This is a genomic window from Limnothrix sp. CMB-01 (genome assembly GCF_055193175.1).
In genome coordinates, this window is sequence record NZ_CM143720.1 from 2,896,204 (window position 1) to 2,914,347 (window position 18,144).

At 54.5% G+C, this 18,144-nt stretch carries 16 protein-coding genes; 4 read left to right on the forward strand and 12 right to left on the reverse strand.

All coding sequences use genetic code 11. From position 1 onward, the window contains the following. Positions 1-16: 16 nt before the first annotated feature. From ACZA91_RS12105 to ACZA91_RS12130, 6 genes are all read right to left on the reverse strand, one after another. Positions 17-1,114: a TRAP transporter substrate-binding protein gene (locus tag ACZA91_RS12105; protein WP_463182441.1), complete on the reverse strand. Its 1,098-nt coding sequence runs from the start codon at positions 1,112-1,114 to the stop codon at positions 17-19. A gap of 176 nt (positions 1,115-1,290) precedes the next feature. Beyond that, positions 1,291-1,992 carry a DUF2834 domain-containing protein gene (locus ACZA91_RS12110; protein ID WP_463182442.1) on the reverse strand — a complete coding sequence of 234 codons (702 nt, stop codon included), beginning with the start codon at positions 1,990-1,992 and terminating at the stop codon, positions 1,291-1,293. A 63-nt stretch (positions 1,993-2,055) separates the two neighbouring features. After that, complete coding sequence (locus ACZA91_RS12115) at positions 2,056-2,895, reverse strand: NUDIX hydrolase (protein WP_463182443.1); 840 nt, start codon at positions 2,893-2,895, stop codon at positions 2,056-2,058. Then, positions 2,877-3,455, reverse strand: a complete 579-nt coding sequence (locus ACZA91_RS12120; protein WP_463182444.1) for a nicotinate-nucleotide adenylyltransferase — start codon at positions 3,453-3,455, stop codon at positions 2,877-2,879. Before ACZA91_RS12120 ends, ACZA91_RS12115 begins: the two co-directional genes overlap by 19 nt. Before the next feature lie 127 nt (positions 3,456-3,582). Beyond that, complete coding sequence (locus ACZA91_RS12125) at positions 3,583-4,968, reverse strand: nicotinate phosphoribosyltransferase (RefSeq protein ID WP_463186433.1); 1,386 nt, start codon at positions 4,966-4,968, stop codon at positions 3,583-3,585. Between the two features lie 226 nt (positions 4,969-5,194). Next, entirely contained in the window at positions 5,195-5,635 is a 441-nt protein-coding gene (locus ACZA91_RS12130; protein WP_463182445.1) for a cupin domain-containing protein, read from the reverse strand. Positions 5,636-5,732: 97 nt separating this feature from the next. Here ACZA91_RS12130 and ACZA91_RS12135 point away from each other — a divergent pair, with 97 nt between their 5' ends. Further along, positions 5,733-6,059, forward strand: a complete 327-nt coding sequence (locus tag ACZA91_RS12135) for a heavy metal-binding domain-containing protein (RefSeq protein ID WP_099534939.1) — start codon at positions 5,733-5,735, stop codon at positions 6,057-6,059. A 15-nt stretch (positions 6,060-6,074) separates the two neighbouring features. On the opposite strand, the gene ACZA91_RS12140 is transcribed toward ACZA91_RS12135, so the two are convergent. The 6 genes from ACZA91_RS12140 to ACZA91_RS12165 all read right to left on the reverse strand — a co-directional run bounded on the left by ACZA91_RS12140 (position 6,075) and on the right by ACZA91_RS12165 (position 12,200). Beyond that, positions 6,075-6,983: a 6-carboxytetrahydropterin synthase gene (locus ACZA91_RS12140; RefSeq protein WP_463182446.1), complete on the reverse strand. Its 909-nt coding sequence runs from the start codon at positions 6,981-6,983 to the stop codon at positions 6,075-6,077. A gap of 92 nt (positions 6,984-7,075) precedes the next feature. Next, positions 7,076-7,444 carry a hypothetical protein gene (locus ACZA91_RS12145; RefSeq protein WP_143473166.1) on the reverse strand — a complete coding sequence of 123 codons (369 nt, stop codon included), beginning with the start codon at positions 7,442-7,444 and terminating at the stop codon, positions 7,076-7,078. Between the two features lie 379 nt (positions 7,445-7,823). Further along, positions 7,824-7,994, reverse strand: coding sequence for a chlorophyll a/b-binding protein (locus tag ACZA91_RS12150; RefSeq protein WP_099534942.1), 171 nt, complete (start codon positions 7,992-7,994; stop codon positions 7,824-7,826). 112 nt (positions 7,995-8,106) lie between these two features. Then, positions 8,107-9,156: a diguanylate cyclase gene (locus tag ACZA91_RS12155; RefSeq protein WP_463182447.1), complete on the reverse strand. Its 1,050-nt coding sequence runs from the start codon at positions 9,154-9,156 to the stop codon at positions 8,107-8,109. Positions 9,157-9,735: 579 nt separating this feature from the next. Then, the gene (gene fni, locus ACZA91_RS12160) at positions 9,736-10,815 is read right to left on the reverse strand and encodes a type 2 isopentenyl-diphosphate Delta-isomerase (protein WP_463182448.1); all 1,080 of its coding nucleotides are present in this window, start codon (positions 10,813-10,815) and stop codon (positions 9,736-9,738) included. A 257-nt stretch (positions 10,816-11,072) separates the two neighbouring features. Continuing rightward, the gene (locus ACZA91_RS12165; RefSeq protein WP_463182449.1) at positions 11,073-12,200 is read right to left on the reverse strand and encodes a C1 family peptidase; all 1,128 of its coding nucleotides are present in this window, start codon (positions 12,198-12,200) and stop codon (positions 11,073-11,075) included. A gap of 271 nt (positions 12,201-12,471) precedes the next feature. Here ACZA91_RS12165 and ACZA91_RS12170 point away from each other — a divergent pair, with 271 nt between their 5' ends. From ACZA91_RS12170 to ACZA91_RS12180, 3 genes are all read left to right on the forward strand, one after another. Then, a complete protein-coding gene (locus ACZA91_RS12170) occupies positions 12,472-15,630 on the forward strand; it encodes an AAA family ATPase (protein ID WP_463182450.1) in 3,159 nt (1,052 codons plus the stop codon). 309 nt (positions 15,631-15,939) lie between these two features. After that, complete coding sequence (locus ACZA91_RS12175) at positions 15,940-16,470, forward strand: DUF4214 domain-containing protein (protein ID WP_158234531.1); 531 nt, start codon at positions 15,940-15,942, stop codon at positions 16,468-16,470. 401 nt (positions 16,471-16,871) lie between these two features. Beyond that, positions 16,872-17,918: an ABC transporter substrate-binding protein gene (locus tag ACZA91_RS12180; protein ID WP_099534947.1), complete on the forward strand. Its 1,047-nt coding sequence runs from the start codon at positions 16,872-16,874 to the stop codon at positions 17,916-17,918. Positions 17,919-18,144: the final 226 nt, after the last annotated feature.

Consider the following 18,144-nt stretch of genomic DNA (forward strand, 5'->3'; position numbering starts at 1 on the left):
GGCAAGACTGGATGGTTTAAGGTTTAACCGCTTCTGCAAAAACCCATTCATTGGTGTTGTTCCAAGCAATCACCGATTGTTGAAAGGTTTTCCAAGGTTCATAAATGGCCTTGAAGTTTGCATCTCGCTGGGCTAAGTCTGCAAACAGTGCTTCTGTTTCCGTTTTGGCTTGTTTTAAAATTTCGGCGGAATAGGGCCGCAGTTGTGTGCCACTGGCAATGAGAGTTTTGAGGCCTGCCGTGTTGAGGGCTTCATAGTTTGACAACATGGCATAGTTGGCTTCTTGGGCTGCCAGTTGAATCATCTGTTGATAGGCTTTTGGCAATCGGTTCCAGGCTTCTAAGTTGACAAAGAAATCGAGTGTGCTGCCGGGTTCCCACCAACCGGGATAGTAATAGAAACGGGCGGCGCGGTTCAGTCCCAATTTCGCATCGTCATAGGGGCCAACCCACTCGGCCGCATCAATGGTTCCCCGATCGAGTGCCAAGAACACTTCGCTACCGGGCAACACCTGCACATTCACCCCCAATCGCGACATCACCTCGCCACCAAGACCAGGAATTCGCATTTTCAAACCCTGCAAATCACTGAGGGTTTGAATTTCGCGTTTAAACCAGCCTCCCATTTGGGTTCCCGTGTTGCCAGCGGGAAAATTAATAATATTGAAGCTGCGATAAATGGCTTGTAAAGCTGTTAAGCCGCCGCCAGCATAGAGCCAAGCATTTTGTTGCTGGGCTGTGAGGCCAAAGGGCACTGAAGTGCCAAAAGCGAGTCCTCGATGCTTGCCCAAATAGTAATAGCTGGAACTGTGGCCGCATTCAGCCGCTCCGAGCTGTACTGCGTCCATCACTTCCAGTGCGCCCACAATTTCTCCAGCGGTATGGGGCGTGATGATGAATCGGCCGTCGCTGAGTTCTTTGACCCGATCGCAGATGCTGACTAAGCCACCAAAAATGGTGTCGAGGGCTTTGGGCCAACTGGCGATCGCCCGCCACTGAATTCTGGGTAAGTCGGCAGCAACGGGCGGGCCGCCACTAGGTTTGGGGGCACAGGCGGCAGCAGTGGCCGTCACGGAGCCTAGCCCGATCGACTGCATTAAATGGCGACGTTTCATGGGTTAAAACACTCTTCCAAAAGATGCTTGAACAGCCCAAAAGGGATTGGAGCTTTCAACGAAATTTGCAAAGTTTATAAAATTCAAAAAAATTCTGAAAAATTTGGAAAAAGCCCTGAGGAGACTTCAGAAATTTGCTAAAAGCCAACCAGGTTCACTCCCACCATAATTGCTAGTTACTCATTTGCCACCTGAATCGGTGGGCGAAGGCAAAGGTAAGCAAAAGGCCCCACCAAAGGCAAAAACGTTAGCCATTGCCAAACGGTTTGCTGATGCCAACCTCTCCGGGCTAAATCATCGCCCACCAGGGCAGGAAACAGCAAGGAAAGCATCAGAAAATCGAGGCTCATCACATGGATAAATCGGCTGGTTTGCCACTGTTGCCCAAAATCTGACCAGTTGCCTTGGGACAGACCCCAACCCAGCAGCCCGATCGCCCCAATCGCGAGACCCAAAGCCAGCCAACGGGAATCCCAGAATCGAATCAGACCCGATCGCTCGCCCGTGAACTGTGGGTTCGATCGCCGCAGGGCCAGGTAAGGCAACAGGGCAAAGGCCCCCAATGCCATTGACCCGATCGCAAAGGGCCAAGCACGCACCGGTTGCCCCCGCCCATCGGCAAACAGCAAGCAACAGTAAATCAACGGCCAAATGCCCATCAGGTTAAAAAGAGCCACGATGAGCGGATTTTCGCCGGATACTTGACCCGTCGAAAGGCGAATGATCAAATCCAAGGTGTCCGGGCGATCGGGCGGGGCCAGCAGGAAAGCATAGAGCGTGAAGCCGGCCCACAGGAGCCAAAACCAAGGCTGGGCCGGTTGCTTGGCTTGATCGGCCGGCAACTGGTCGAGATCGGGGGAGTTACTGGGCGCAGTCATCGGCGTTTTTGGCAGAGTCTTTGCAGGCAACTTGGACTATTAGACCAGGATTTTGCCCAAGATTTAGACAAAAACGAGGGGCTTATTTTCCAACTGTTGAAAGGCGATCGCATCAAATTGATAAAGACTAGCCGGACGACCAGCACCGCGCGACACCTTCACGCCCGTGTCCAACAAAATTCCCAGCTTCAGCAAGCGGCTGCGGAAGTTGGAATAGTCTGAAAAGTTTTCGCCTAAAACAATGGTGTAAAGCTGATAAAGATCGCTGAGGGTGAAGGATTCCGGCAACACATCAAAGGCGATCGGGCTGTATTCCAATTTGTTGCGCAAGCGTTGATAGCCGTATTGCACAATTCGATCGTGATCAAAAGCCAGTTCCGGCAGGCGATCGAACGGATACCAAGCAATCCCGATCGCCCCATCGGTGGCAAAATCCGCGATCGCCTCCACCTCCGCATAGCGCACCAGGGCAAAGTAGCTGACGGACAAGTACCGCACCCCAAAACTGTCGGCGGCTTCCCGGGGATCGCGGCCGGGCCCACCAAAGGTATAAAGCTGCTCTAGGTACAGATGCCGGACGCGAATTTTTTCCGCCAAGACGCGATAGGCCGCCGCTTCCAGGGCCTCGCCTTGGCGCACCAAGGTTCCGGGCAAGCTCCAACAACCGGCAAAGGGTTCGTGTTGCCGCATCACCAGCAACACCAACAGTCGGCGCTTGTCGCTGTCCACGGAAAAAATGACGTTATCAACCCCTACTTTGAAATCAGCCAGGGAATCGCCCGCCAGGGGAGCAGGCGATTGTTTGGCACTCTGTTTGGTGCTCTGTTTGGTGCTCTGTTGGGCACTAAGCTTGGCACTGAGTTTTGCATTGAGGCGATGGGAACCTAGCCGACGTTCTGCCATAGGTAAAGCTGCTCACCCCGAATATAGGCTTCAATTTCGGGGGGGATACTGTTGCGATCGCCCGCTTCCCGATAGGCGGTGGAAGAACTGGCAGGGCTGTTGAGGTCAGCCACCTGCACCCTGGCTCCCAGGTCGGCTAAATGTTCGATCGCGGCCGTTTCCAAGGGATAGCCCGGCCGAGGAATCACCAGCAATTGGGCAAATTGCAGAATGTCCGCCGAGCGATACCACCGGGGCAGTTGGGCCACCAAATCTGACCCAATGACTAGGCTGAACTGGGCGTGGGGCCAGCGTTCCCGGGCCCGTTCCAACACCACCACCGTGCGCGGGTGGCTCAGGTCTGGACAAACCTGCACATGAGCGGGCCGTGGTTCGATCGACTCGATCAGCACCCGCAACATGGCCGTGCGACAGTCGAGGGGAGCGCGATGACTTTTGAAGGGATTGTCCGCAGCCCAAACCGCAACCCGATCGAACCGTTGGGCCAACCAAGCAACAATCGCCTGATGGCCATAGGTTGGGGGATCTGCACTGGTTCCAAACAACGCGATCGACATCATGGGATTCTGGCCGCCAAAACAACGGCAGGAATACAGGTTTGTGGAAAATGACGGGTTGATGGAGCGGAATTGGCAACCACTGGGGTGCTGGCCTTGGGACAGTTTGGGAAGGAGCGTGGGAAGCAGCTTAAGAAGCAGCTTGGATCGATTGATGCACCCGAGTCGTGAGCGATTGTAGCGCAGGCGACAGTTCCGGCCGCACTGGGGTTGGGTCATGGATCGATCGCACCGCCTCCGGGAGGCTTTGAACCTGCGATCGGGTGCGTTGGGCAATGGTCAGCAGGGATTCTGGATCCGTCAACCGTTGTCCCGCACGCATCACGGGCCGCAACAATCCCAGCTCTGATCGGGGCACTTCATCGGCCAACACCAGCCGATCGCCCAACCAACGGCCCGCCTCGTCCCGATCGCGCAGCACCTGTTTTCGGCCCGGATAGGTGGCCTTGCCGCTGGAGCCTTTGGCCACCGGTTGCCCCGCCAACTCCACTAATTTATAAACCCCATTCACCGGCTGGCCCGTCACCAACTTTGTGCCCACGCCATAGCCATCAATCTCAGCACCGGCCGCCCGTAGGCGATCGATTTCCGCCTCATCCAGATCACCGCTGACCAAAATTTGCGTTCCCGGCAATCGATCGCGCGCTAGCTGTGACAGGCTCACCAAGTCTCCCGAATCCAATCGGATGGCCGGCACGGGGGCCCCACCAGCCCGCACCCGCTCCGCCAACTGTTCGATCGCCCGCACCGGGTCAAAGGTATCCACCAGTAGCGCCCCATGGGGAAACAGTCCCTGAAAAGCCTCAAACGCCGCCAGCTCCGACCCCATGGAAGCACCCAGGGCCATCACCAGGGCATGGGCCATCGTGCCCGCCGGTTGTCGCCCCAACTGCAACGCCGCTTCCACATTGGAAGTGGCATCCAAGCCGGCCGCCAAGGCCGCCCGCGCCGCCCACAGGGCCGCCTGGGGACTGAAGGCCCGCCTTGTGCCAAATTCCAAAATTTGCGCCCGATCGCCCGCCACATCCCGCAACCGAGCCGATCGCGTGGCCACCAGGGTTTGATAGTTCAGCACATTCAACAGATAGGTTTCCACCCACTGGGCTTGCCAGAGGGGAGCCTCAATTCGCAGCAGCGGTTCATGGGCAAACACCACGGTTCCTTCGGGCACGGCCCACAAGTCTCCCGTAAACCGAGCCGTCGCCAACAAGTCCCAAAATCGATCGGGCGCATGGTCAAACAGCCCCGTGGCCCGCAGTTGGGCCTGTTGGGACGCGCTGACCTGAAACTGCTCCAGGTATTGCAGGGCCTGTTCCAGTCCCATGGCCACCAAGTAGCCAAACCCATCGGGCAACCGGCGCGTAAACAGCTCAAAACTGGCGGTTTGTTGCTCCACCGCCCGATCGCAATAGCAAGCGATCATCGTCAACTGATACAGATCCGTCAGCAGGGCGCTGTTGCCCACTTGAGCGTTCAGGGTTGTGGGCCCCAAGTCGGGCGTGGTGAGGGTCAACATAACTGGGGAAGCGATCGATCGGGCGATCGCCAGGAGGGATCTTGAGGCAGTCACACCGCTCTGGCCGTTGACGGGTGGCCGGTCAATTTATTTATAGTAATTTTTACCAAAAATAGCAACCCACCTGTTCCCGATCGCCCCTGCAACTGGCACAAGTCGTCAGGGTCTGTCTTCATTTCCTGGGATTCAACGAAAACAGTTGATTTTCCATGCCCCAAGATGAAGGTCAACGGCTCGGGCCCAAGCTGCGCACGAATTGTTTAGCGTTGGGCGGAATATAAACCGCATCCCCTGGCTCAATGATTTGCACCTCGCCATCGATGTGCATTTCTCCCCGCCCCGCCATGATGTAGTAGACCTCTGAGGTGGTCAGGGAGTGGGGCAGCGAGGTTTCGCCCACGGGCAAAATCGCATGGGCCAAGCTATAGCGCAGGTCGATCGGCTGCTGATCGGGGTACAACAACTCCCGCAAAATCGAATTGTCGCCCGCCACAAATTCTGCGCAATCGCCCAATTTTTGTAACAGCGTGGTTGAGACCCCGTGCAACATCTGCGGGCCATTCAAGCAAAATTTGCCGCCATTCGTGGCGATTGAGTGGCCATTGACCCGATCGAGCGGTTTAGTCTTTTCTGTGAAAGTCACCAAAACCCGTGAACAGTCCCCCACAACCCCTCGGTCGATCGCCCATCAATCTTGCTACAACAGGGATGAGATCAAGCAAAACCCAACAAAAGAACCGATCACCGGAATTCCTAATCACACTATGTTGCTAACCACAACCTCCAGCCTCGAAGGCAAGCGCATCATCTCCTATTACGGCGTGGTCAGTGGAGAAGCGATCTTGGGGGCGAACATTTTCAAGGACTTTTTCGCTGGCATCCGAGACGTGATTGGCGGGCGATCGGGTTCCTACGAAAAAGAACTGCGCAAGGCCAAAGACATCGCGATGAATGAAATGAAAGCCGCCGCTACGGAATTGGGAGCGAACGGCATCATTGGCATTGACATTGATTATGAAACCATTAGCCTGTCCAACGGAGGCGGCATGTTGATGGTGGCGGTTAGCGGCACGGCGGTACGGTTTGAATAGCTGGCACGGACTGCCCTAGTTTGCACCCACGCCCGCCGGTTTTCCTTGGTCGATCGCGCTGGTTACGGGGCGATCGACCCACGGAGCCTCCATTTGCACATACACTTCACAGGAATTATTTTCGGTTTCATCCAGCCGAACTTTGACCAACTGCACTCCCAATTCCCGCAATGGCTCCAGCAGTTGATCGCGAATATAAACGGCAATATTTTCCGCCGTGGGTACAATGTCTTGAAAATAGGCAATATCCTGATTCAAAAAGGTGTGATCAAGCTGCTCCACCACTTGCATTTCAATGAGATCGTGGAGCCGGTTGAGTTCAACAACCATCCCTGTTCTAGGGTCAATTTGACCGCGCACCGTCACCCACAATTGATAGTTGTGGCCATGGCCACTGGGGCGGGAACATTTGCCATAAATTTCGCTATTTTGAGCCAAGGTTAGGGTTGGCAAAGCCAAACGATGGGCGGCGCTGAAGTGGGTATGAACCGTTAGATGAGCTTCCATAGCTTGCCCTCGATATTCCACAACTAAACCGGGATCGGGCGACAGTTGCACTTGCCGCAGTTGCAAGCCCTGCCGCTGCCAACATTGGCCCAAACGCTGCCACAGCACCTGGGCCAGCCACTCGCTGGTGGGCAGGGTGTTGGCAAATTCTGGCCAAATTTGGTTGAGGTTGGCTCCGTGCAAGGGTTCCAGCACTTCCCGTTGCAGGGCGCGTTTGATGGTGGTGGATAGGTTGGCCACCATGCCAAAGGGATCGATCGGCCCTTGGACTTGCACCCAAAGCGTGAAGGTGCTGCCGGGCGATCGAGCGGCGATCCCGAACCGCCGATGATTTTCCGCCTCCGTCAGTTCCGGCAACCAGTAACGGTAGCTTGCGGAAAACTGGACACGACGGCTGATGGTGCAAAGATCGCTCATGCAATGCGGCTCGATCGGGACGATGATTCGCTCAAAGCTCTGGATTCACCCTGACAAGAGGGCTGGGGGATCGCGGAGGCTGGCGACAAGGGCTAGTCGGCGGAATTGGGGCGATCGCGGAGGCGCAAGGGTGGCAGGGGCGATCGCGATCGATCTGTGTAAACCGGGTCTCCGTAAACCGAGGTTAGCCGGGGGGCGGCGGGCAAAACGGGCAAGCGACTGGCGGAGGAACTGCGGTAGGTCATGCGGGGCGATCGGGCCGCGTCAATCACACGCGCGGAATATTTCAGCCAATAGAGAGCGGCGGCCGTGCCCAAAAAGATTAGCCCCAAAGCGGCCAAACCTGCATCGCTATCCGCTCCCCCGATCGTCACCTGCACCAGGCCCATGGTTAGCACGAAGGCGGCGATCGGCTCTCGTCGATATCGTTGCTGCAACAGCCGCGGCCAACGCTTACCCATCGGTTTAGTCCTCAGCGGTTTTGATCCCAAGGGTGATCCCCAAACGATGGCTAATCCCTAGCCATGTCGCCCCTAATTCTGATTGTATAAACCTTTCTGCTGCTAGAAATTTTTTCTGCTGCTATCAATAGACCTTCAAAAAAGACCTTCAACAACCTTCCACATTTGCGGCTGTGGAGTCTACCGTTGTGGAATCAACTCATTCGCAGCCCACGGAAGGGACGCAGCCACACCCACCCGCCTCTTGAACCGAGCGATCGGGCAGGGGCTGCGCCCTTAATTTCACAAAGCATTTCGCAAAGGATGAGGCTTGGCAAATCCCGCTCAACAAGCTCAACCAGTTGCAGCAGGTTGCCAAGCAACGGACAACAGCAGGCCCCTACAGCAGGCCCAACCAAGCCAACAGCCCTTGACCCGTCACCGCCTCGATCGCCAAAGCCAGCAGGAAACCCACCATGGCGGCGCGGCCATTCAGGCGCTCGGCATAGTCATTGAAGCCAAATTTGGGTTCTTCGAGGTTGGGGGTGGTGGTCGGTTGTGGTTGAGTCATGGTTTGTTCCTGAATTGTTACGTTTTGAGTTTTACATTTCGTAACAGTTTATCGCACCTCGGCCAGCAGTGGGCCCTTGCCGAAGGTTAATCAACCGTAAACAATCGGGCCGCTACAGCACCATCATCACTCGATTGCGGCCCCGGTTTTTGGCTTGGTAGAGGGCCCGATCGGCCCGGTTCAAGGCCGCCTCGATCGAGGTGTCGGTACACTGGCAACTTGTGCCGCCAATGCTGACCGTTAGGGTTAAGCCCGGGGCGCTGGGCAAACTGGTGATGGTCGGATCGGCGATCGCCTTGCGAATCCGTTCCGCCACAATCGCAGCGGCCGCCGCATCGGTCTCCGGCAACAGCATCACAAATTCCTCACCCCCATAGCGCCCCAGACAATCCTGAGTTCGCAGAATGCTGCTGGCGGCTTGGGTGGCCGTGGCCAAGGCCAAATCGCCCACGGCATGGCCATAGGTATCGTTCACGGCCTTGAAGTGATCCAAATCCAACATCAACACCGAAAGGGGATGTTGATAGCGACAACTGCGCTGAAATTCCTTTTTGGCCAGGGTCATCCAATGCCGACGATTGGCCAAACCGGTCAGGGGGTCGGTGGTGGCCAAGCGGCCCAATTCGGTGTAGGCGCTTTGCAGTTGGGCGTGGGTTCGTTGCAGGGCATTCAGGGCCTGACTAAGGCGATCGCGTGCTTGCTTGAGTTCCAAATGCACCCGCACCCGGGCCAGGAGTTCCGCCGATCGAAAGGGCTTGGTGATGTAGTCCACAGCGCCAAGCTGAAAGGCTTCGAGCATGTGGGTTTCTTCGTTGCTGGCCGTGACAAACAACACGGGAATATCCCGCAGAATCGGATCTTCTTTCAGGCGATCGCACAGTTGCAAACCGCTCATTCCCGGCATCATCAAATCCAGCAAAATCAAATCCGGTTGGGCCGATCGCACCCTCATCAACGCTTCGGCTCCCGTCATGGCAAATGTGGTTTCATAGCCCGCCTGATCTAGCATTTCGATCGACAGGCGCACATTTTGGCTGACATCATCAACCACCAAAACTAGAAACGATCCGGGATCAAACGGCCGGGCTGGCGATTCTGCCTTGCCCGTCGCTAATCGTCGAATGGGTTCTGAATTGGCTGCAATTGCCTGGGAATTGGTCATGAACCTAACGTTAGAGAGAAGATTGAGCGAAAGAAGCTTGATTTCGAGCCGGATCGCCATTCCCCATTGGGTCACCAGAGCAACGATCGGGCAGTGATTTTGAACAGGGTATTGGTCGTGGCTTGTGGGCGATCGTGTTGAGCAACGTTTGCCAAACTACTCAACACCAGGAATTCAGGACTCACCCATCAAGGGCATCCCAGCAGCCATCCAAACAGCCCTGAAAAAATCATGAAAAAAGCCACGCAAAAGGCAATGCCACCTTTTGAGGCGCATTCTTGAAGGGCAAAAAAGCAAAGAAAAGCCACTGATGAAGTGGTTACAATGAATCGTCAGAAGCTTATACTTATTCTATCTTTATCTTGCTGTCTTGATCTTAATCCCTAGCCCTAGGAAAGCGGGACGCGTCCCTAACTCGGGAAACTGCAAATTACATTTTGATTGTGATTGTGATCACTCAAAGTTCTACTATTTTAAAGTCTGGCTCAAGCAGCGATCCAATTTGACCCCATCTTGAGGAATCGCTGAAGGGATCATCCCCTCAGCGCCCGAGAAGCGATTGCCATCAGGCACAGTCGCCTACTGAAGTTGCAGTCGGCCGCGGGTTTGTAGATCTTCGATCGTGCGATTGCCGGTGCAAAACATGGCGGTTTCCAGTTCCGCAATCAACACATCACACAGAAAATCCAAAGCACTGTCGGACTCGTTGGCCGCATGTAAAAAGGGCATGGCGAATCCCGCCAAATTTGCCCCGAGGGCGATCGCCTTAGCCGCATCCAAACCATTGCGCAGACCACCGGACGCAATGAGCGGAATCGTTGGGGCTACCTGGCGAATTGCAGTGATACATTCAGCCGTGGGAATGCCCCAATCACCAAAGGTTTCGCCCAAGCGACGCTGTTTAGGATCCAAAGCCCGCACGCTCTCCACTTTGGCCCAAGATGTGCCCCCCGCTCCGGCCACGTCGATCGCCTGGACACCGGCCGCCAGCAACTTTTCAGCCATGGTGCGCGAAATGCCGTTGCCCACCTCCTTGGCAATCACAGGCACGGGCAGTTGGGCACAAAGGTCTGCGATGCGATCGAGCAACCCAGCAAAGTTGCGATCGCCCTTGGTTTGCACCGCCTCTTGCAAGGGATTCAGATGCAAAATCAACGCATCTGCTGCCAACCAATCCACCAAAGACTGGCACTCAGCCAAACCATAGCGATAGTTAAGCTGCACCGCCCCCAGGTTGGCAAACAACGGAATGTCTGGAGCGACCGATCGCACCGCAAAGGTTCGGCGCACCTCCGGCCGCTCCACCGCCACCCGCTGTGAGCCAACGCCCATGGCCAAGCCCCAGCGCTGGGCCGCTGCCGCCAACCGCATATTGATTTGTTCTGCCTGGTCTGTGCCGCCCGTCATGGAGGAAATGAGCAACGGGGCCCGCAGCGGTTTGCCCAGAAATTGAGTGCTGGGATCAATGGTCGATCGATCCAGTTCCGGCAAACAGCAATGCTCAAATCGGTAGCGATCCAAGCCGCTGCCCACCTGCCGGAACTGCACATCGTCTTGCAAGCAGGCTCGCAGGTGGTCGGCTTTGCGATTTTGGGTCGCCTGGGCGGCCTCGGGCGCGGTGCTGGGGGCGGGTTGGGGCAAAAACTCGGTGGATTGCATGGCGCTGGGAACAAGAACCATCCCTTAGTGTCGCGTGACCCGATCGCCCTGTATGAGTCCCCGCCAACTTTTGCAACATTGAGGCTGGCCAATGGCTGTGGCAAAGCCCATGACCAAAAAGCCTTGAAACCGCTTCAGACAAGGGGCTGAAGCCCCTTGCTCAAGATGGTCAATCCTCGATCGGCTGATCCATTGATTAATCACTGGAGAACCGAGAACAGCCAAAGGTTCGATCGAGCGAACGCCCAATCAGCAACTTACTCTTCTTCTTCCTCCTCTTCGTCGTAATCTTCCTCCTCTTCTTCTTCGTAGTCCTCTTCTACTTCTTCTTCGTCATATTCCTCCTCTTCGTCGTAATCTTCTTCCTCCTCCTCTTCCGAATCTTCGTAATCTTCGTCGTCGTACTCTTCTTCCTCGTCGCTTTCCTCGTCGCTTTCCTCGCCGCTTTCCTCGTCGTCGTAGTCTACTGAGACGCTGATTTCTTCGTCCTCTTCCTCTGAGTAGTCATAATCACTCTCATCGTCCTCAGAGTTGTAGTCACTGGCAAATTCTTCGTCATCTTCGCTGTCAATACCAGCCGAAAAATCCAGATCCGAAACTTGCTGAATTGCCCAACAATCGAAACACAAATCCGTGTTGGTCATGTAGTCATAAGGGATATAGCAATAGCCTTGATCACCCCAATCCGATCCCCAAGAATTGCGTACAATAAAGGCTTCATTGCGATCGGAATAACCCACACAGAGCATGGCGTGGGCCCCGTGGGTTTCGCGAACTTGCTCATTGCGGCTGGGCAACGGAACGCGGCCGCCTTTTCCCGCTTGATTAAAAGAATCGTAGAGAATCAAGCCAAAGGCAAAGGGATAACCCTCTGCTAAACAGCCTTTCATGGCTGCTAAATCAATGGGAATTTCACGGGCTTCATCCACCAAAAAGTTCTGTGCTTCCTCGTAAGCTTCGGGGGAAGGTTCCGCGTCAAAGTCTTCAGGAACATAGGGCCAGGTTTCTTCGGTGCAAGCGCCAACTTCTTCGAGCACTTGAATGCTGCCGCTGATGGAACTGCCACCGTCGCCCACGGTTCCTTCCGCGCGCCGCGTGTTGTAGTAAATAAACAGACGGCTGATGTCGCCCGCTTCTCCGTGGGCCCGCTGCGCTAAATATTCATAGGCTCCGGCGATCGCGTTGGCGGTGCAACTGCCCACGGTGGATTGATCTTCAACGGGGGTCATGTATTGACGCAAATCAACGCGGCTGGGCAACTGATCAGCACCAAGTTTTGACTGAAACAGACTAAATCTCGGTGGCTTGCTTGTGGATTTGACACAAGCGCCAACCCGAATTTTTTTGCCGCTGCGGCGGTTAACCAAATAACCAATTTTTGCCATGGTTCAGAGAGCCTAAAAAATAGACGATCAGTGGTTGAGAAGGGTAGGCATTGGAGGGGGCTGGATCGTTACCCAGGCCGCGCCGTGGCGAGGGCTTGGGTGATCGCCCCCCATACGGGGGCTGCCGTTTCTGGTTATAGCCTGTTTTTGAATGAGCACCCAAAAGGAGTGCCAAAAATGTCAAAATGAGCCTGAAAAGTAACTCATTCAGCAAGATTAATCCAGCTCATTCATCGGCAGTGGGTTGGGAGAGGCAGGGCAGAGGTTAACCGTGATCCCCGAACAGCTCATCCTCAAAAATTTCCTTAGTTATCGAGAAGCAACCCTACACTTTGGGGGGCTACAAACGGCTTGCATTTGTGGAGCCAATGGTGCAGGGAAGTCATCACTCCTAGAAGCCATGGCTTGGGCAATTTGGGGTAAAAGTCGCGCTTCCACTGAAGATGATGTGATTTTTGCGGGCGAAACGGAAGCAACCGTTAACTTTACCTTTCGGTTTGGGCATGAGGTTTATCGGGTGATCCGAACACGCCGATTGGGCCAAACCACTGCCTTGGAATTTCAGATGGCGATCGATGAGGGCGATCCCGATCAATGGGCCTTTCGCAGCCTGACGGAACGGGGGTCAAGGGCGACCCAAGCCGCTATTTTGCAGCGCTTGCGGCTGGACTATGACACTTTTGTTAATTCCGCCTATTTGCGTCAGGGACGAGCCGATGAATTCATGTTGAAAACACCGGCCGATCGCAAGGATATTTTGGCAGATTTGTTGAAGCTGGGGCAATACGATGATTTGGCAGAACAGGCGAGGGAACGCTCAAAGCTGCTGAAGGGTGAAGCCAAGCAACTGGAGGAGTCGATTCAAGCGCAGGAGCAAAAGCTAGCCGATCGAACGAGTTTGGCCCAAGAGTTAGCCACCGTTGAGCAGCAGCTCAAGACGTTACGGGGCGATCGGCAAAAGGTAGAAACCCGACTGGAGCAATTGCGATCGATTGCAGTGCAACGCCAAACCCAACAACAACAATTGCAATGGATTCAGCAGCAGCAACAAACCGCTCACCAAGAGCTGGAACGGTTAGCCCAGGAAGGCCAACGGCTGGCCCAGCGACAAGCAGAAATTGATCGCACCCTGGCCGCTCAAACGGAAATTGAAGCGGGAATTCAGCAGCTTCAGCAATGGCAACGGGAAGATGAGCTTTTGGGTCAAAAATCCCAGCAATATCATCAATGGACAACGGAGCGAAACCGGCAACAACAAGCGCTCGATCGGGAAGTGAACCGATTGGAAAATGAGCAGCGCACATTGCATAGTCGCTTGCAGGATTTGGCACAACAGGAACAGGAATTACACAGCATTCTGAATCAGCGATCGGAGGTGGAGTCGGCGGCCACCCAGTGGCAAACTGCACGCCACCATTTAAACCAATTGGAGCAAATGCAAACCCAGGCGGCTCCCTTGGTGCAACGGCGGCAACAGCTTCTTCAAGAGGGCGATCGGGTGCGATCGCGCTTGGTAGCTCGTTTGGAAGAATTGCAAAATTTGCAGCCACGAGCGATGGCTTCCGTGGCGCGTCGTCCCCAACTCATTCAGCAATGGGAACAGATTGATCAGCGAATTCAAGCCCTTGAAAATCGCAAAGTTTATCAAGATCGGGTGCAAGAGAAAGGCACTGAACGAAAAGGGTTTATTGATCGCTTAACAGGAATGCGGGTGGATTTAGAAAATCAGCTTGCAAAACTGACTGAAAAAATGACCCTATTGGCAGAGCAACCAGCGATTCAGAAGAGTCAAAACCAGGAAATTCACGAAATTTTAGAGGACTATGGTGCTTGTCCCCTGTGCGACCAACCCTTGGATCAACATCACCTGGAGCGAGTGCAAGCTAAGCAAAAACTCGAAGAAACGGAACTGCGCGATCGCCTGTGGGTGCTCCAAGAGCAGTTGGCTTTGACAGAACGTGAAATTCAGATTTTGCGCCAGGAATATCGAGACCTCAAACAGGAATTGCAGCCCCTGAATCGTTTGATTGAAGAACGGGGCAAGCTGCAAGAACAACTGCAAAGCCTGGAGCAAGAACAAATTTCTTTGACGGCTCAGGAAGCCACAATCGCCCAGCTCACAGCAACTTTGGATTGGTTTGATCGGGGCGGATCAGTCCCCGAATCGTTACCAGAATTGGGGCGATCGCTCCCAGATTTGCGGCATGAGCTAGCTGAGTTGGACGATCGCCTAACAGCCTTGAATTTTGACGATCGAAACCTGGCTTTGGCGCGGGCTGAGGTCGATCGCTGGCGATGGGTGGAACTGAAGCAACATGAGCTGAACCAAGCCCAACGCAAGCTAGAGCAATTGCAACAACGCCGACCAGATTTATTGGCAGAGCGCGATCGACTTCAAAAAACCTTAACCAGTCACTTAGACCCGGACGAACCCACCTCATTAACCGCTCAATTAGCCCTGATTAACCAACAACTGACAGCGCTAAATTATCAACCCGATCGCCATGAACAAGTACGGGCAAAATTGCGATCGGCTCAGGGGTGGTTAGCCCGAGCAGAAACCCTGCGTCAATGCCAACAGGAAGCGCCCCAACTGCTCGATCGGCAACGTCAGCTCGCCCAAGCCCAACAGAGCCAAACCGAAACCCAAAATCAACTCGCAAAACAGTGGGCAGAGGTGCAATCGCAACTGGCTAACCAACCGGATCCGAGCCAGGATTTACAACAGCTCGATGCACAACTCAATGATCTGCAACGGGCGATCGAATCAACGGTAGCCAAGCAAGCCCAACTTTCCCAACAGCAGGAATTTTTACAACAACTGGCGGAGCAAATCGGGCGCGATCGACAACAGCTTCAGCAAAAACATCATCAACAGCGCGTTTACGATGAGTTAGCCAAGGCCTTTGGCAAAAACGGAATTCAAGCCTTGGCGATCGAAACCCTTTTGCCTCAACTGGAAGCGGAAGCCAATCGAATTTTGTCCCAATTAAGTGCCAACCAACTGCACATTAATTTTGTGACTCAACGTCTCAAAAAAACCGCAACTAAGCGACAGAAGGCAACCGATTTAGCCAGCGCCACCATCGAAACCCTAGAGATTCAAATTGCCGATGCTCAAGGCACTCGTCCCTATGAAACCTATTCCGGGGGCGAATCTTTTCGGATTAATTTTGCAATTCGGCTTGCCCTGTCGCGACTGTTAGCCCAGCGATCGGGAACGGCGTTGCAACTCCTGATCATTGATGAAGGATTTGGCACCCAGGATGATGCGGGGCGCGATCGACTGGTGGCAGCCATTAATGCGATCGCCCCAGATTTTGGTTGCATCCTCACGGTCACCCACATTCCCCAACTCAAGGAGGCGTTCACCGCCCGCATTGAAGTGCAAAAAACCGCTGAAGGTTCAAAATTGGCCGTTTTTCTCTAAGTTTTTGCCCTCAGTTTTTTCTCTAGGGTTTTCTCTAAGTCTTTTGACCTAGCGTCCAGATTTGGCGCGGGCCCTCTTGCGCCCACGCCCCTTCCCCCACCTAGCTCAAGTCGGGTTTCTGTCGCGGAGTCTTTGGGCAATCCAATTCCCGCCATTCAACCTCTGTGAAAGTTTTCTGTGAAAGTTTCATGAACAAGTGCCGGATCCCTTTTGAGGTTCGGAACTTTCCCCTTAGAATGGGGAGACAACTTTGCCGTTGCTACCCGACTTTGCAACCTAGGTTGGCATCTGATGCTGAAGCTCAACGAGATGCTCCAAATGCTCCCGAGCCGATCGCCCCGTCGATCGCTCAGTACCGTGCTGGCCACCACCCTTGCCGCCAGCGCGATCGCCCTGCCCAGCCAGGCCAGCAGCCTTTGTGTGGGCGATCGCCAACAGTCCCTCTGTCTGGAGTCCGGCGCGCAGTACGTGAGTGTGGCCGGCGCTTGGGATGAGTCGCTGTTGGCAACGGGCATCGATCCTGGTCATGCGGCCGAGGTCGATCGCCTCTATCAATCCGTTCTGGGTCGTCCGGCAGACTTGGCCGGGCTGCGCACCTACGCTCGAGCGCTGGAACAGGGTTGGTCAGTGCGCAAAGTGCGCTGGGCTATTGCCAACAGTGCCGAAGCACAGGTGGCGATTCACCGTATCTATCGAGAAGTGCTCGATCGCGCGGCCGACGAAGAAGGCCTGGATACCTATCGCGATCGCCTGGAACGAGGCTGGGAACTGAGTCGCGTTCGCACCGACATTGGCTCCAGCTACGAAGCCCAATCCCGCCGCCGCAGCCTCACCAGCTAGGCGATCAGTTACCCCCAATCTGGCGAAGAGTCTGGCGAAGGTCTCGCTCTGGACAGCCAGGAGCCGCACCCAATCGGCCCGAAATCGCAAAACGAATTCCAAAATCCAAAAGCCCACGCTGCCATCGAAAGCAAGCGTGGGCTTGCTGCGATCTCGCTAATTTAGAAACCAATTTAGAAATTGCTGGCATTCCACAGATTCAGCGCAGATTGAGCGCAGATTGAGCGATAAGACCTGGAAACGCGGCTGAGAACCGAAGTTTGGCAACGAAGTTTGGCAACGAAGCTTGAAAATGACGGCGCAAGGCATGGGAAGTTTAGAATTCAAGGGGCAGGGCTAATCAGGGCTGACCGATCGAGCCGTTGAACTCAAAATCCTCAATTTTCCCGATAATTAACCCTATGTCTCCGTTGAACGATTCCGCCTTCACTCGTCGTCGGTTGCTGCAATACGGGGCGATCGCCCTCGGTTCCGGCTTGGTCACCGCCTGTGGCAACAACACCAGCAGCGAACCCAGCCCAACCGGCGAAAAGGGACTCGATCGGGTCACCCTCGCCACAGACTGGGTTGCCCAAGCGGAACATGGCGGCTTTTACCAAGCCCTGGCTACCGGCATTTATCAGGAATATGGCCTGGATGTAAAAATTCGGATGGGCGGCCCCCAGGCGGCCACGGGCACACAACTGCTGTTTGGGAAAGTGGTGGACTTTGCCATGAGCAACAGCACGATCGCCCTGAATGCCGTCGCGGAAGGCGTTCCCAAAATCACCGTTGCCGCCTATTTCCAAAAGGATCCCCGCTGCATTGTGGCCCATCCCGGTGTAAAAGATTTGTCGGAACTGAAGGGCAAGCCCCTGTTTGTCACGCCCCAAGCCGTTTCAGATTTTTGGGGACTGTTGGCTAAAAAATACGGATTTACGGATAGTCAGCGCCGGGTTTATAACTTTAACCCTGCACCCTTTTTAGCTGACAAAACTTCCGCTCAACAGGGATTTGTCACCTCAGAACCCTACACCATCGAGAAAGAAGGCGGCTTCAAACCCAGCGTTTTCCTGCTGGCTGATGTGGGTTATAAACCCTACGCCACCACCATCGACACCACATCCCAAATGATTGCCGAAAAGCCCGATGTGGTGAAACGTTTTGTGCAGGCTTCTGCCAAGGGTTGGTATAGCTATTTAGCTGATCCAGCGCCTGGCAATGCCTTGATTAAAAAAGACTATCCGGAAATGACAGACGATCGCTTGACCTATGGTCTCGGGAAGCTCAAGGAATATGGCATTGTGCTTTCAGGCGATGCAATTACTAACGGCATTGGCTACATGACCGAAGCCCGCTGGCAGGAATTTTTTGAAAACATGGTTGAGTATGGGGTCTATCCCAAAACACTTGATTATCGCAAGGCTTTCACCCTCGATTTTGTGCAAGATTTGCCCACCTCGGCCTAAGGCTGGCTAATGCTGGTGAGCATTTGTCCAAGTGCCTAATTCCATCATCGCGCGATCGAAGACAAGGTGCTTGATTCCCTTGCCTGGGGCAGATCGGTTGAAAAAACCAGCCTTCCAGTGTCCATTGAACTTGACTGAACGGATGCTGGATCCTGGTTACCGTTCCGAAGCTGGAATCGGAATTTTTCAGTAGATTAGTGATCAGCGCACACTTGCGGGACAACTC

What these genes read in the sequence shown, in the direction of transcription:
- ACZA91_RS12105 (WP_463182441.1), bottom strand. Translation starts at nt 1,114, where the DNA reads ATGAAACGTCGCCATTTAATGCAGTCGATCGGGCTAGGCTCCGTGACG.
- ACZA91_RS12110 (WP_463182442.1), bottom strand. Translation starts at nt 1,992, where the DNA reads ATGACTGCGCCCAGTAACTCCCCCGATCTCGACCAGTTGCCGGCCGAT.
- ACZA91_RS12115 (WP_463182443.1), bottom strand. Translation starts at nt 2,895, where the DNA reads ATGGCAGAACGTCGGCTAGGTTCCCATCGCCTCAATGCAAAACTCAGT.
- ACZA91_RS12120 (WP_463182444.1), bottom strand. Translation starts at nt 3,455, where the DNA reads ATGATGTCGATCGCGTTGTTTGGAACCAGTGCAGATCCCCCAACCTAT.
- ACZA91_RS12125 (WP_463186433.1), bottom strand. Translation starts at nt 4,968, where the DNA reads ATGTTGACCCTCACCACGCCCGACTTGGGGCCCACAACCCTGAACGCT.
- ACZA91_RS12135 (WP_099534939.1), top strand. Translation starts at nt 5,733, where the DNA reads ATGTTGCTAACCACAACCTCCAGCCTCGAAGGCAAGCGCATCATCTCC.
- ACZA91_RS12140 (WP_463182446.1), bottom strand. Translation starts at nt 6,983, where the DNA reads ATGAGCGATCTTTGCACCATCAGCCGTCGTGTCCAGTTTTCCGCAAGC.
- ACZA91_RS12145 (WP_143473166.1), bottom strand. Translation starts at nt 7,444, where the DNA reads ATGGGTAAGCGTTGGCCGCGGCTGTTGCAGCAACGATATCGACGAGAG.
- ACZA91_RS12150 (WP_099534942.1), bottom strand. Translation starts at nt 7,994, where the DNA reads ATGACTCAACCACAACCGACCACCACCCCCAACCTCGAAGAACCCAAA.
- ACZA91_RS12155 (WP_463182447.1), bottom strand. Translation starts at nt 9,156, where the DNA reads ATGACCAATTCCCAGGCAATTGCAGCCAATTCAGAACCCATTCGACGA.
- fni (WP_463182448.1), bottom strand. Translation starts at nt 10,815, where the DNA reads ATGCAATCCACCGAGTTTTTGCCCCAACCCGCCCCCAGCACCGCGCCC.
- ACZA91_RS12165 (WP_463182449.1), bottom strand. Translation starts at nt 12,200, where the DNA reads ATGGCAAAAATTGGTTATTTGGTTAACCGCCGCAGCGGCAAAAAAATT.
- ACZA91_RS12175 (WP_158234531.1), top strand. Translation starts at nt 15,940, where the DNA reads ATGCTCCAAATGCTCCCGAGCCGATCGCCCCGTCGATCGCTCAGTACC.
- ACZA91_RS12180 (WP_099534947.1), top strand. Translation starts at nt 16,872, where the DNA reads ATGTCTCCGTTGAACGATTCCGCCTTCACTCGTCGTCGGTTGCTGCAA.